Annotated in this window: 9 protein-coding genes; 4 read left to right on the top strand and 5 right to left on the bottom strand. The window is 74.4% G+C overall.

Going from position 1 to position 13,028, the window contains the following annotated elements; all coding sequences use genetic code 11:
- Positions 1 to 33: 33 nt before the first annotated feature.
- From OKX07_RS12945 to OKX07_RS12925, 5 genes are all read right to left on the bottom strand, one after another.
- The gene (locus tag OKX07_RS12945) at positions 34 to 2,739 is read right to left on the bottom strand and encodes a cation-translocating P-type ATPase (protein ID WP_265628474.1); all 2,706 of its coding nucleotides are present in this window, start codon (positions 2,737 to 2,739) and stop codon (positions 34 to 36) included.
- A gap of 126 nt (positions 2,740 to 2,865) precedes the next feature.
- Positions 2,866 to 4,776 carry a DUF4914 family protein gene (locus tag OKX07_RS12940; RefSeq protein ID WP_265628473.1) on the bottom strand — a complete coding sequence of 637 codons (1,911 nt, stop codon included), beginning with the start codon at positions 4,774 to 4,776 and terminating at the stop codon, positions 2,866 to 2,868.
- A gap of 152 nt (positions 4,777 to 4,928) precedes the next feature.
- The gene (locus tag OKX07_RS12935) at positions 4,929 to 5,924 is read right to left on the bottom strand and encodes a DUF4349 domain-containing protein (RefSeq protein ID WP_265628472.1); all 996 of its coding nucleotides are present in this window, start codon (positions 5,922 to 5,924) and stop codon (positions 4,929 to 4,931) included.
- Positions 5,925 to 5,986: 62 nt separating this feature from the next.
- The gene (locus tag OKX07_RS12930) at positions 5,987 to 6,919 is read right to left on the bottom strand and encodes a DNA-3-methyladenine glycosylase family protein (protein WP_265628471.1); all 933 of its coding nucleotides are present in this window, start codon (positions 6,917 to 6,919) and stop codon (positions 5,987 to 5,989) included.
- 313 nt (positions 6,920 to 7,232) lie between these two features.
- Positions 7,233 to 8,210, bottom strand: a complete 978-nt coding sequence (locus tag OKX07_RS12925; RefSeq protein WP_265628470.1) for a helix-turn-helix transcriptional regulator — start codon at positions 8,208 to 8,210, stop codon at positions 7,233 to 7,235.
- A 96-nt stretch (positions 8,211 to 8,306) separates the two neighbouring features.
- Here OKX07_RS12925 and OKX07_RS12920 point away from each other — a divergent pair, with 96 nt between their 5' ends.
- The 4 genes from OKX07_RS12920 (at position 8,307) to OKX07_RS12905 (ending at position 13,005) form a co-directional block, all read left to right on the top strand.
- On the top strand, positions 8,307 to 9,326 hold the full coding sequence (locus OKX07_RS12920; protein WP_265628469.1) for an ATP-binding cassette domain-containing protein: 1,020 nt from the start codon (positions 8,307 to 8,309) through the stop codon (positions 9,324 to 9,326).
- On the top strand, positions 9,323 to 10,141 hold the full coding sequence (locus OKX07_RS12915) for an ABC transporter permease (RefSeq protein WP_265628468.1): 819 nt from the start codon (positions 9,323 to 9,325) through the stop codon (positions 10,139 to 10,141). Before OKX07_RS12920 ends, OKX07_RS12915 begins: the two co-directional genes overlap by 4 nt.
- 434 nt (positions 10,142 to 10,575) lie before the next feature.
- Complete coding sequence (locus tag OKX07_RS12910) at positions 10,576 to 12,396, top strand: cellulose binding domain-containing protein (protein ID WP_265628467.1); 1,821 nt, start codon at positions 10,576 to 10,578, stop codon at positions 12,394 to 12,396.
- A 90-nt stretch (positions 12,397 to 12,486) separates the two neighbouring features.
- A complete protein-coding gene (locus OKX07_RS12905; protein ID WP_265628466.1) occupies positions 12,487 to 13,005 on the top strand; it encodes a methylated-DNA--[protein]-cysteine S-methyltransferase in 519 nt (172 codons plus the stop codon).
- Positions 13,006 to 13,028: the final 23 nt, after the last annotated feature.

Below are 13,028 nucleotides of genomic sequence, written 5' to 3'. Positions count from 1 at the left end.
GCTGGACGACGCCCCCGCCTGATCCGGGTCCCCTCAGGCGGTCACGCGCCGCGCGACGACCTTGCCCAGCTCGCACAGCAGGAAGACGACGATCGCCAGGACGAACGCCAGCCCCCAGTCCCGCGGCCCGATCGGCGCGGACTCGAACCACGCGTTCATGAACGGCGCGTACGTGAACACGAGCTGCAGGACCAGCAGCGAGCCGACGGCGATCCACACGACGGGGTTGCCCACCAGCACCCGCCACGTGAGGCTCGACGACCCGAGGAACCGGCAGGAGAACAGGAACGCCATCTGGCCGAGGACCAGCATGGCGACCGCGGACGTCCGCGCGACGCCGTCGCCCTCGCCGAACCCCCGCTCCAGCAGGTAGACGCCCAGGGTCGCGCCGCCGATGAGCAGGGACGCCCACACGACGACCACGAGCGAGGGCCGCGACAGCACCGGCTCCTTCGGTGAGCGCGGCGGGCGGTCCATGATCCCGGGCTCGGCGGGCTCGTACGCCAGCGCCAGCGACAGGGTGACGGCGGTGACGAGGTTGACCCACAGGATCTGCACGGGGCTCAGCGGCAGCGCGAGGCCGAACAGCACGGCGACGAGGATGACGAGGGACTGCGCGCCGTTGGTGGGCAGCAGGAACACCACCGACTTGCGGATGTTGTCGTAGATCCGGCGCCCCTCCTCCACGGCCCGCTCGATGGTCGCGAAGTTGTCGTCCGCCAGGACGATCTCGGCGGCCTCCTTGGTGGCCTCGGTGCCCTTGATGCCCATGGCGATGCCGATGTCCGCGCGGGTCAGCGCCGGCGCGTCGTTGACGCCGTCGCCGGTCATCGCGACGACCTCGCCGTGCGACTGCAGGGCACGCACGATGCGGATCTTGTGCTCGGGGCTCGCGCGGGCGTACACGTCGACGTCCCGCACGCAGCCGCGCAGCTCCTCCTGGGTCATCGCCTCGAGCTCGGCGCCCGTGAGCGCCCGGACCTCCTGCCCCGGGGGCACGATGCCGAGCTCGCGGGCGATGGCGACGGCCGTGCCGGCGTGGTCGCCCGTGATCATCTTCACGGCGATGCCCGCGCGGTGGCAGTCGGCGATGGCGGCGACGACCTCGGGGCGCGGCGGGTCGACGATCCCGACGAGCCCCAGGAACGTCAGGCCCGTGTCGACGTCCCCCAGCGCGAGGTGGGCCGTCCCGGGTGCGGCGGGCCGCTCGGCCGCGGCGAGCACGCGCAGCCCCTGCCCGCCGAGCTCGTCGATCGTGCGCTCCCAGTGCGCGCGGTCCAGCGGGACAGGGGCGCCGGTGGCGTCGCGCTGCGTCGTCGAGCGGTCCAGGAGCCGGTCCGGGGCGCCGACGACGTGCACGCGCAGCGCACCGTCGGGCAGGCGGTCCAGGGTGGCCGACAGCTTGTTGGCCGACTCGAACGGCACGTCCGCGACGCGGTGCACCGCGGAGGTGTCGACGTCGGCCTTGAGCGCGAGCGTGACCAGCGCGCCCTCGGTGGGCGGCCCGACGACGCCCCAGCGGCCCGCGTCGTCCGCGACGACCAGGGCGTCGTTGCAGATCGCGCCGGCACGCAGCAGCGCGTCGAGGTCGCCGTGGTCCGCGGGTGCGGCGGCGGACCCGTCGAGGGTCACGCCGCCGGTCGGCTCGTAGCCCAGGCCCTCGACGCCGTAGACGTGCTCGGCGGTGACGACGGTGCGGGCCGTCATCTCGTTCTTCGTCAGCGTGCCGGTCTTGTCCGAGCAGATGGTGGTGACCGACCCGAGCGCCTCGACCGACGGCAGCTTGCGGGTGATCGCGTGCTGCCGGGCCATCTGCTGCACGCCGAGCGCGAGCGTGATCGTCACGAGCGCAGGCAGGCCCTCCGGCACGGCGGCGACGGCGAACCCGATGGCCGCCGACAGCAGGTCCGGCAGCGCGAAGTCGTGCAGGACGCGCCCGACGACGAGCATCACGAACGCCATGACGAGGATCCCGCGCGAGAGCAGCGTGCCCAGGCGGCCGAGCTGCTGCTTCAACGGGGTGTCGAGGTGGTCGACGTCGGCGATGAGCGACTGGATCCGCCCGATCTCCGTCCGCGCACCCGTCGTCGTCACGACGCCCAGGCCGGTGCCCGCCGCGACGATCGTGCCGGAGAACAGCATGCTCGAGCGGTCCCCGACGCCCGCGTCGGCGCCGACGGCCTCGACGCCCTTGCTCGCGGGCACGGACTCGCCCGTCAGCGCGGACTCGTCGACCTGCAGGTTCGTCGAGGCCACGAGCCGGACGTCCGCGGGCACCTTGTCGCCCGGGCGCACCCGCACGACGTCGCCGGGCACGAGGGTCGCGGCGTCGAGGTCCGCCCACTGCCCGTCGCGCCGCGCGGTGGCCGTCAGCGACAGCATGGTGCGGATGCCGTCCAGCGCGCGCTCGGCCTGCCCCTCCTGCAGGAAGCCGACGAGCGCGTTCACCAGCGCGACGACGAGGATGACGGTGAAGTCGACCCAGTCGCCCAGGAACGCCTTGAGCACGGCCGCGGCCAGCAGGATGTAGATGAGCACGTCGTCGAAGTGCCCCAGGAAGCGCAGGACGACGTGCGGGCGCGGCGGTGTCGCCAGCCGGTTGGGCCCGACGGCCTCCAGCCGGACCGCGGCCTCGTCGGACGTCAGCCCGTCGGCGGTCGTGCCGAGGCGGTCGAGGACCGCGGTGGGGTCCTCGGCGTGGGGGCGGTCGTCGGTGAGGTCGGGAGCCGTGCTCGTCATGCGTCCCTCCGTGCGGGTGGCAGCGGGTGGCAGTGGCGTGGCGTCCTGGGCATCGTGGCACGCCGGTGGTCCGCGCGACACAGGGCCGCACCCCCACGAGCAGGGTGCGGCCCCGGTGCCGTCGCGTCAGACGTACATCGGCGTGAGCGCCTCGTACTCCTCGACGCCGCCGCCGCGCAGGACGACCTCGATGATCTGCCGCCCGAGCGGGTCCAGGTCGTCGGTGAGGAACTGCTCGAGCTCGGCGCGGAAGAAGTCCGTGAGGATCTTCGCTCCCGCGTCGTACGCCTCGATCCCGACCTGCGACTGGTACTCCGGCTGCAGCAGCGTCGGGCGGATCTGCTGCCCGTCCACCTTGACGTCCTTGGGCCGGTAGCCGAACAGGGAGCACCGCGCGGGCGTCAGCTGCTCCGGCTGGATGCGCCCGCCGCCGCGCCGCGCCAGGTACTCGCGCGTCAGCCACTCGGCGGAGAAGCCGACCTTGTACGCGCCGATGTGCTGGTTGGGCACGAGCACGTACCGGGTGCGGTCGTTCTCGACGATCTGACGCAGCAGCAGGTTCGCCGCGGCCACCTTGGTGCCCGTCGAGAACGGCCAGTACGACCCGACGCCCTCGGCGACCATGCCGCCGTGCCGCAGCGCCTTCTTGACGTCCCTGCTCTCACCGATCGACGGGTTCTTGTCCCCGCGCGGGGCGATCAGACGCCACACCCACGCCAGCGACGGCGGGATGAGGTGCATCATCCCCATGATCCCGTAGCTGGGGGCCTCCCGCGTGCACAGCGGCATGCGCACGCCGAACGTGCGGACGTCGACCTCCTTGGGCTCGTTGATGACGTTCTTGATGAACGACCGCGGGATGACGACGCGCGGGTTGGGGCATCGCTTGCCGTTCGAGTCGAGCGTGTGCTCCCACGGCAGCGCCGTCGCGTCGGGCACGCCGTCGATCGACAGGAACAGCAGGTGCTCCTGCGGCTGGATCACTGCCCGCTCGAACGCGGGGTCCTCGCCGTAGCTCGTCATGCCGTCGACGCGCACGAACCAGCCGGCCTCGGCGTCGGCGACGACGAGCCGGCCGTTGCCCTTCTGCACCGACGGGTGGCACAGCGTCATGTCGTCCGTCACGGGGGCCAGCGCGGAGGTCTCGCCGAGGGTGATGTGGTACGGCTCGTTGCGCACGACGTTGGTGCCGACGAGGATGCGCCCGTCGTCCTCGCGGCGGATCTCCTGGCACATCTCGGACTTGCCGCCGCCCGACGCACCCTCGTGCATGATCACGGTCTCGTTCTCGTACGGCGTCGTGACGCGGACGCTGGACGCGTGCGCGGTCAGCCAGCCCTCCTGCTCGCCGATGTCGAGCAGCACCGAGAAGACGCCCTTCTTGGCGCTCGGACCCGGGTACAGGTTGTAGGCCCACACCTCGTGCAGCTCCTGCGAGCGGTTGTGGACGACGACCTGGCGGCCCTCGAAGTGCGTGTGGCGGAACGGCGGCGCGACGTACAGGATCGAGCGCGGCGTGTACGGGCCGATCTCGTCGAACGTCACCCAGCCCTGCAGGTCGACCAGCGTGAGCGCGAAGAACGCGCTGTTCAGCGGGATGATCGCGAGCGACGGGTAGCCGAACTGCGGCCCGCCGGCCTTGAACGGCACCACGACGAGCTCCTGCGTGGCGAGCCACTCGAGGGTCTGCGTGCGCGTGGGGTCGAACTCCGCGTCGAAGATGTCGCGGTAGCGCGGCTTGTCGGTCGGCAGGTCGTCGGCGATGCGCATGCAGTCCGGGTCGCGCCGGCGCATGTAGTCCTCGGGGTAGTTCACGGCGACGCCGTTGCGGCACCGGGTCACGGTCGCCTCGGTGACGGGCGTCCCGTCCACGTCGTACGCGACGGTGAAGGTGGGTCCGCCGTCGGGGCCGAGCGCCAGCTGGTACAGCTCCTCGCGCGTCGCGGGGATCACCAGGCGCGGGCAGGCCTCGAGGGCGGTGCGCACCTCGGGTGCGAGGGACACGTCCGCCAGGGGACCGGTCACGGTGACGCTCATCGCAGCTCCTCGCCTCGGGGGACCGGGCGCGGTCAGCCGTCGAGGCGCCACCCGGCGAGCAGTCCGGGACGCGGCGCGGCCGGTCTGCTCTTTACCAGGAGATTACGACCGCCGGACGTCCCGCTGACGGGACTTTCGGACCTCCCCGCGCCTCAGCGGGGGCCGGCGGCCCCGCCCGACGGGGGGGTCGGGCTGGCCCCGGGGGGCGTGGGTCCGGGGCGCACGGGGGCGCCGGGGGCCGTGGCCGCGGGGTCGACGGGCGTCGCCCTCCGGGCCGCCCGGCGGCGCCACCACAGCACCCCGGCGCCGACCAGCGCGGCCAGGACGAGCCACGGCAGCAGCACGCCGACGACGACGAGCACGCCGCGGACGGTCGCCACGAAGGCGGTCCACCCGGTCTCCAGCCCGTCGAGGAACGTCGCCGGGCCCTCCTCGACGACGGGCTCCGGCGCGCGCTCCGGTGCGAAGACCTCGATGTCGACCGTGGACAGAGCGACCCGGTCCGCCAGCCGCGACCGCTGCGAGCGCAGGCGCTCCAGGTTCGCCTGCCGCTCGGTCAGTGCGCTCTCCGCCTCGATGATCTCGCTGTTCGTCGTCGCCCTGCCCAGCAGGTCCGCCATGCGTGCGACCGACAGCTCGGTGGCCGCGATGCGCGCGTCCAGGTCCTGCGCGGCGTTGGTGACGTCCTCCGTCGCGACCTGGAACTCCCGGACCTCGCCCAGCTCGCCGAGGTCGTCGGGGAGCGACGCCATCGCGCTCGACGGGACGCGCACCGTGAGCGTCGCGCTGCCCGGGTCGTCCTCGTCCGTGCCCGAGCGCTCGTACCGGGCGTCGACGCGCCCGTCGAGCCGCGCGACCAGCCGGACGACGTCCTGCGCCGTGGCGACCGGGTCCTCCGCGACCATGGTGACGCGCGCCGTCTGGACGACCTGCTGCGCCGTGGCCGCCGTCCCGTCCTCGGCAGCGTCGGCGACGTCGGACCCCTCGGCCGCGCCGTCGACCGCCCCGCCGAGGTCCTCGGCGGCGATGCCGGCGGGCTGGTCCGCGGCCTCGTCGGCCGACATGGAGCCGCTGTCGCCCGAGCTGCAGCCCGTCAGCGCGGCGAGCACGGCGAGGGTGGCCACGAGGGTGCGGGTGCGCGTCGTCATGGCCGCACGCTAGGGACCCCCCGCCCACCGCGGGCGGGATCGGCGTGATCGTGACCCGCTCGTCACCGGATCGCGTCCTCCCCGACGTCCGGCGCACCCGGATGGCCCAGCGGGGCAGCCCGACCACGGGGGAGGGGCGTGGCGTCCCGGTAGGCGACCGACGACCACAGGTGCGTCGTCGCGAAGGCGCGCCACGGCGCCCACGCACGGCCCGCGGTGGCGACGTCACGGGCGTGCGGCACGCCCAGCGCGCGTCGCAGCACCAGGTCGCCCGACGGGAAGGCGTCCCGGTCGCCCAGCGCGCGCAGCGCGACGACGTCCGCCGTCCACGGGCCGATGCCGGGGAGCGCGAGCAGCGCCGCCCGGACGTCGTCGACGGGCCCACCCGGCGCGAGGTCGAGCCCCTCGGCGCACGCCACGGCGAGCGCGTGCACGGCCCGCGCCCGGGCGTGCGGCACCCGCAGCACGGCCTGCAGCGCGACGGGGTCGACGGCCGCCACGTCCTGCGGGCGGGGGAAGGCGAGCAGGCCGGACGCGTGCGGACGACCGTGGGCCGCGGCGAGGCGGCCGCCGGTGGTGCGTCCGGCGTGCAGCGACACCTGCTGCGTGAGCACCGCCTGCACGGCGGCCTCGAAGCCGTCGGGGTGGCCGGGCACCCGCAGGTGGGGGCGCGCGGCGAGCAGGGGGCCGAGGACCGCGTCGGCCTGCAGCGCGTCGTGCACGGCGGCGAGGTCGTCGTCGAGGCCGAACCAGCGCGCGGCGAGCCGGTCGAGTGCCTCGGGGGAGGGCGGGTCGACCACCCCGACGCCGGACGCCGGGTCGGGCCGGACCTGCACGCCCTGGGTCGTGACGTGCGCCGTCACGGGGACCGGGCCCGTGCCGAGGTCGACGAGGCGGCGCACCGTGCCGGCCGCGACGTCGACGACCTCGACGCCGGGGACCGCGCGCGCCGCCAGGGACGCGAGGGCCGGGACGGGGTCGAGGTGGGCGCGCACCGCGTCACGGTAGCCCGGCGGTCCGACACCGTCGGCGGTCCACGGCAAAGGGCTGGTAGCGAACTGGTCGCATGTTCGAGATGCGCCGGTCACATCACAGTGACATGCTCGGGGGCAGTAGCCGATCGTGGCTGAGACGCGACCGGCCACCCGCGGGTCCGACCTCATGTCACGTCCGCACAGCACCAGGTCCGGCGAGAGCCGGACCGGCCCCTCGGGGCCACGGGAGCCTGCCACGCCTCGTGCCGGCGAGACGGCTCTTGCACCGGGTCCCGCCTCCACGTCCGGGGGCGGGACCGGTGCGTATCGGGTGCTACCCCGACGCCCGCGCGTACCGCGCCGCCAGACGGCCGCACGCCGCGACCAGCTCGTCGGGACCCTCGACGTCGAACGGCACGGCGAACATCCCCAGGACCGCCGCCAGCGCGTCCCACGACCACGCGCCCGTGACGATCCGGGCCCGGCCCGGTCCGACGGCCTCCACGAGCGCGTCGTGGCCCGCCCACCGGGCGACGTCCGCCGCGGGCATGTCGAGCACCGCCGTGCCGCGGCACGCGCCGACCGGCCGGGTGCCGAGGCGCCCGGCGACGAACGCCTCGACGTCACCGCCCGGCACCTTGCGCTCGGGCACCCGGGGACCGGTCGGTGTGCGCGGGGTCATGCGGTCGACGCGGAACGTCCGCCAGTCGTCGCGGTCCAGGTCGTACGCGACGAGGTACCACCGGCCGCCCCACGTCACCAGGTGGTGGGGCTCGGCGCGGCGCGGGGGGCGGAAGGCGGAGTCCCCCTCGCCGAGCAGCGGTCCGCTCCCGCCGGCGTAGTCGAAGCGCAGCACCTCCCGCGCCCGCACGGCGGTGCCGACGGCCAGGAGCACCTCCGGGTCGACCGTGACCCCGCCCTCGGTGCGCCGCACGACCGTGACGGCGAGCGCGTCCGACGCGGCACGCAGCCGCGTCGGCATGACCTGCCGCAGCGTCGTCAGCGCGCGGAGCGCCGCCTCGTCGACGCCGTCCACCCCGGTGCCGCCGGTCTGCAGCGCGAGCGAGAGCGCGACGACCTGCTCGTCGTCGAGCAGCAGCGGCGGCATCCGGCTGCCGGACGTCAGCCGGTACCCGCCGTCCGGGCCCTTCGTGGCGTGCACGGGGTACCCCAGGTCGCGCAGCCGGTCGACGTCGCGCCGCACCGTCCGCGCGCTCACGCCGAGCCGGCCGGCGAGCACGTCACCGGGCCAGTCGCGGCGGGACTGCAGCAGCGACAGGAGCGACAGCAGGCGGGACGACGGCGACGACATGCCTCCACTGTGGCACCGGTGGCGGACAGAAGCTGACCGCTACCACCTCCACGATGGTCCCGTCCCGCTCCGCAGCGCACCACCCAGGGGAGTCCCATGATCCGCACCCGAGGTCTGACGAAGGACTTCGTCGTCAGCCGCACCCAGACCGTGCACGCCGTGCGCGGCATCGACCTCGACGTCGCACCCGGCGAGCTCGTCGCGGTGCTCGGCCCCAACGGCGCCGGCAAGACCACGACGATGCGCATGCTCACCACCCTCGTCCGCCCCACCGCGGGGACCGCGACCGTCGCCGGCGTCGACGTGCTCACCGACCCCGCCGCGGTGCGCCGCCGCATCGGGTACGTCGGCCAGGGCAACGGCGCCGGGCGCTCGCAGCACGTGGTCGACGAGCTCGTCGTGCACGGGCGGGTCCACGGGCTGACCGCCCGGACGGCCCGCACCCGCGCGCACGACCTGCTCGACGCGCTCGACCTCGCCGGGCTCGCGCACCGCAAGGTCGAGAGCCTGTCCGGCGGGCAGCGCCGCCGCGTGGACGTCGCGCTCGGGCTCGTCCACGGCCCGCGCCTGCTGTTCCTCGACGAGCCGTCCACGGGCCTCGACCCGCACACGCGCGCGAACCTGTGGACCCACGTGCTGCGCCTGCGGGCCGAGCACGACATGACGATCGTCCTGACCACCCACTACCTCGACGAGGCGGACACGATGGCCGAGCGGGTCGTCGTCGTCGACCACGGCCGGATCATCGCCGACGACACCGCCGACGCCCTCAAGCGCGACCTCGCGGGCGACCGTCTGGTGCTGACGGTCGCCCGCACCGACGACGCCGGGGCGCTCGCGGGCCTCCTGGGTCGTGTCCCCGGGGCGCGCGAGGTCGAGGTCGACGGGACGCGCGTGACCGCACGCGTCGCCGACGCCCCGAGCGCCGCACCGCACGTCGTGCGCACCGCCGCCGCCGCCGGCCTGGACGTCACCGAGGTCCGCTCCGAGCGCCCGACGCTCGACGACGTCTTCCTGGCCCTCACCGGCCGCAGCCTGCGCGACGCGGGCGCGACCGCAGCACCCGACAGCTCCGACGACGAGGCGGCCGCAGCTGCCGGGAAGGACGCCGCATGACCGCCGCGACGCTCACCACCACCCCCACCGTCCCCACGACGGCCGACCCCCGCCGATCCTGGTGGTCCGACGTGGCCCTCGTGCTCGTCCGCGAGCTGCGGCCCGTGGTCCGCGAGCCGTTCTCGGTCGTGTTCGGGCTGATCCAGCCCCTGGTGTTCCTCGCGCTGTTCGGCCCGCTGCTCGTCGGGTCCGTCGGCGCGGGCCTGCCGAGCGCCGACGTCTGGCTGTGGTTCGTGCCCTCGGTGCTGGTCATGACGACGCTGTTCGGCACGTCGACGACCGGCTCCAACCTGCAGGAGGAGATGATCTCCGGCTCGTACGAGCGCATGCTCGTGACGCCGTTGTCCCGGTCGTCGCAGATCGTCGGACGCGCCCTGAAGGAGGTCGTCCCGCTGGTCGCGCAGGCGCTGCTCGTCGTGCTGGTCATGCTGCCGTTCGGGCTGCGGCCCGACCCGGTGGGCGTCGTGCTGGGCCTCGCGCTGCTCGCCGTGCTCGGCGTCGGCCTCGGCGCGTTCAGCTACGCGCTCGCGCTCGCGGTGCGGGACCAGCAGTGGATGTTCTGGGCCGTCCAGCAGACCGTGCTGTTCCCCCTGATGATCCTGTCCGGTCTGCTGCTGCCGCTGGAGGCCGGCCCGCGCTGGATGCAGGTCGCGTCCACCGTCAACCCGCTGCGGTGGGTCGTCGACGCCGAGCGCGCGCTCTTCGCCGGCGACCTGACCTCGTCGTCCGTCGTCTGGGGCGTCGCCGCGGCCGGGCTCACCGCGGTGGCGGGACTGGTCGTGGGGGTGCGCGCGATCCTGAGCTCGACGCGCTGAGCTCGACGCGCTGAGCGCCGTGGTTGCGCGCGGCCGGACCACCGGGCAGCGGTGGTCCGGCCACGCGGCGTCATGCCGGGGCCGGTCCGCGACGATCGCACGAAGAATCGCGACAATGGTGGCAAGTCGTCACTCACGTGTCTTTGGGGAAAGTGCGGTCGAAAGTCGGGCGGACGAGCACCGACAACCAATTCTGACGCCCGTCACAGCAGGTCAGGCCCGTGTCCCGCGATATGCGGACATGCGATGACATTGCCCGTCCGAACACGCCGATTCTCACCTCGGCATACGGGTGACGGAGTGTTCCCGGTCCGAATCCTCGGGGTTACCGTTTTTGTACGAGTTGCTGCAGCAGGGGAGAGCCTGGGAGTGACGAGTCGGTGGGCGCGCGCAGCGCACCCGCCGGTCCAGCACCGGACCCAGGGGAGCACCACATGTCCACGCCACTCGGCAGACGGACGCGTCGTCGCGTCGTCGCCACCCTCACCGCGCTCGCCACCCTCACCGCCACGGCCGCGACGGGCCTGATCACCGCCACAGGCGCGCAGGCCGCTGCCTCGTGCCGGGCGTCCTACACCGTCACGGCCCAGTGGCCCGGCGCCTTCATGGCGAACGTCGCCGTCACCAACACCGGTGACCCCGTGCGCTCGTGGACGCTCGCGTGGACCGCGGCGTCCGGCCAGCGCGTCGTCCGCGCCTACAACGGCGTCGCGGCGCAGGACGGCACCCGCGTCACCGTCGCCGGTACGCGGTACAACAGCGCGCTCGGCACCGGCCGGACCGCCGTCGTCTCGCTCAGCGGCACGTGGACCACCGCCAACCCCGCGCCGACGAGCATCACGTTCAACGGCACCACCTGCACGCTCGGCGCGACGGCGACCCCGACGCCGCCCGCGCCGACCACCCCGGCCCCCACCACCCCGGCTCCGACCACCCCCGCTCCGACCACCCCGGCCCCCACCACCCCGGCCCCCACCACCCCGGCGCCGACGCCCACCACCCCGGCGCCGACGGACCCGCTCCCGCCGCAGCCGCCGACCGCCCCGGGCTGGGGCAGCGCGCTCCCGCCGGCCGGCGCCACGCTCAGCCGTGCGTACCAGGCGCTGCAGTCCGCGTCGGCGTCGGGCTACCAGCCCCGGGCCGGCGAGTGCTCGGTCGAGGTGCACGCCCACTACTGGACCTACGGGCCCGACGGCACGGTGTACCCGACGTGGCACCCGGCACGTGACGCGAGCGGCTGCACGTTCGGCCACGAGCACGGCGACGACCCCCGCACGTCGGTCCTGCTCGCGCAGACCGGGTGGCCGGCGTTCGCCTACACCAGCGAGGTGCTGGCCCGCAGCACGGACGCCACCGGCCACCGGCACGAGGACCACGTCGGGCACAAGGTCTTCGCGGCCGACGACGTCGCGGTGATCCAGGGCGACACCGGGACCGCCGTCGACGCCCCGGCGGGCACGACGATCGCCACCTGCGACGTGCTGCTGAAGTTCCACCAGGGCACGCACTCGCCGGACGCGTTCACCAACAACCTGCACGAGCTGCTGTTCAACGCCGACTGCACGCAGGGCACGACGACCTCCCAGGTCCGCTACAGCGCCATGATCGCGCTGGGCCGCCCGGGCGGCTTCGGCAGCACCGACTGCCCCGGCCCGCTGGGCCGCTCGTTCACGCAGGTCGGGACCGCGACCCCGGCGACCTCCCCGTCGGACACGCGGTCGCTCGGTCGCCTCCTGACCGACGCGTCCTGCATCGACGCGATCGCGGGCGGTGCGGCGTTCGACTCGTTCAAGCTGCACGAGTTCTGGTTCTCCGACGTGCGGCTGTCCACGCCGCAGGTCACCTTCCAGCTCTCCCCGCTGTTCTACGTGCTCAACCCGAGCCGCTACCACGACGCGACCAGGCCGAGCCGCCTGGCCCGCACGGTCGACGTCTGCTACTCGGGCGTCGCGGGGGCGTTCTGCGACATGGCGCGCCGCACCACCCAGCGCACCGGTCAGCAGGTCGCGTGGGACGACGTCGCCTCGCCGTTCCGCGGGACCATCCGCCAGATGCGGCCCGGCACGTACTCCGTGCGCACGTCGGGCCCGACGACGCTCTACACCGACGCCCTGGGCGCCAACGCCTCGACCACGCCGTTCGCGGGCTCGATCGCGCAGCACTTCTCGGGCAGCACGTCGTCGTCGTTGTACGTCCGTGGCGCCACCCGCGACCACGGGTCGGACCCGTCGCACGCCGTGCACGCACCCAACTGACCGCTCGACCTCACGTCGGCGTCGCCGCGCGCGTCTACCCACCGGTGGACGCGCGCGGTGCGTGTCGGTGGGCGGCGGGAGGATGGGCACGTGGCGACGACGTACGCGGTGGTGCAGGCACCGTTCGGTGCGGTGACGGTCGGTGTGGCCGACGGCGCGGTGACGGACGTCCGGTTCCCGCTCGCCGACGGGTCGCCCGCGACCCGGGACCTCGGGGTGCGTGCCGACCCGGCGGACGATCCCGTCCTGAGCGAGGCGGTCCGGCAGCTCGAGTCGTACCTCGCCGGTGAGCGGCGCGACTTCGACCTGCCGCTGCGCTACCGCGGCAGCGCGTTCCGGCAGCGTGTGTGGGAGGGGCTGCGCACCGTCCCGTACGGCACGACGACGACGTACGGCGCGCTGGCGACGGTCCTCGGGTTCGACCCGCGCACCACCGCCCGCGCGGTCGGCGCGGCGAACGGCGCCAACCACCTGCCGATCGTCGTGCCCTGCCACCGGGTCATCGGCGCGGACGGCACGCTCATCGGCTTCTCGGGCGGCGTCGAGCGCAAGCGCGAGCTGCTGGCCCTGGAGGCGCGCGTCGCCTCCGGCGCGGGCACGCTGTTCTGACCGGTGACCACGACCGACGGGGA

Source organism: Cellulomonas sp. S1-8 (assembly GCF_026184235.1).
Taxonomy (GTDB): Bacteria; Actinomycetota; Actinomycetes; order Actinomycetales; family Cellulomonadaceae; genus Cellulomonas.
This window is presented reverse-complemented; position numbering and strand designations above follow the sequence as displayed.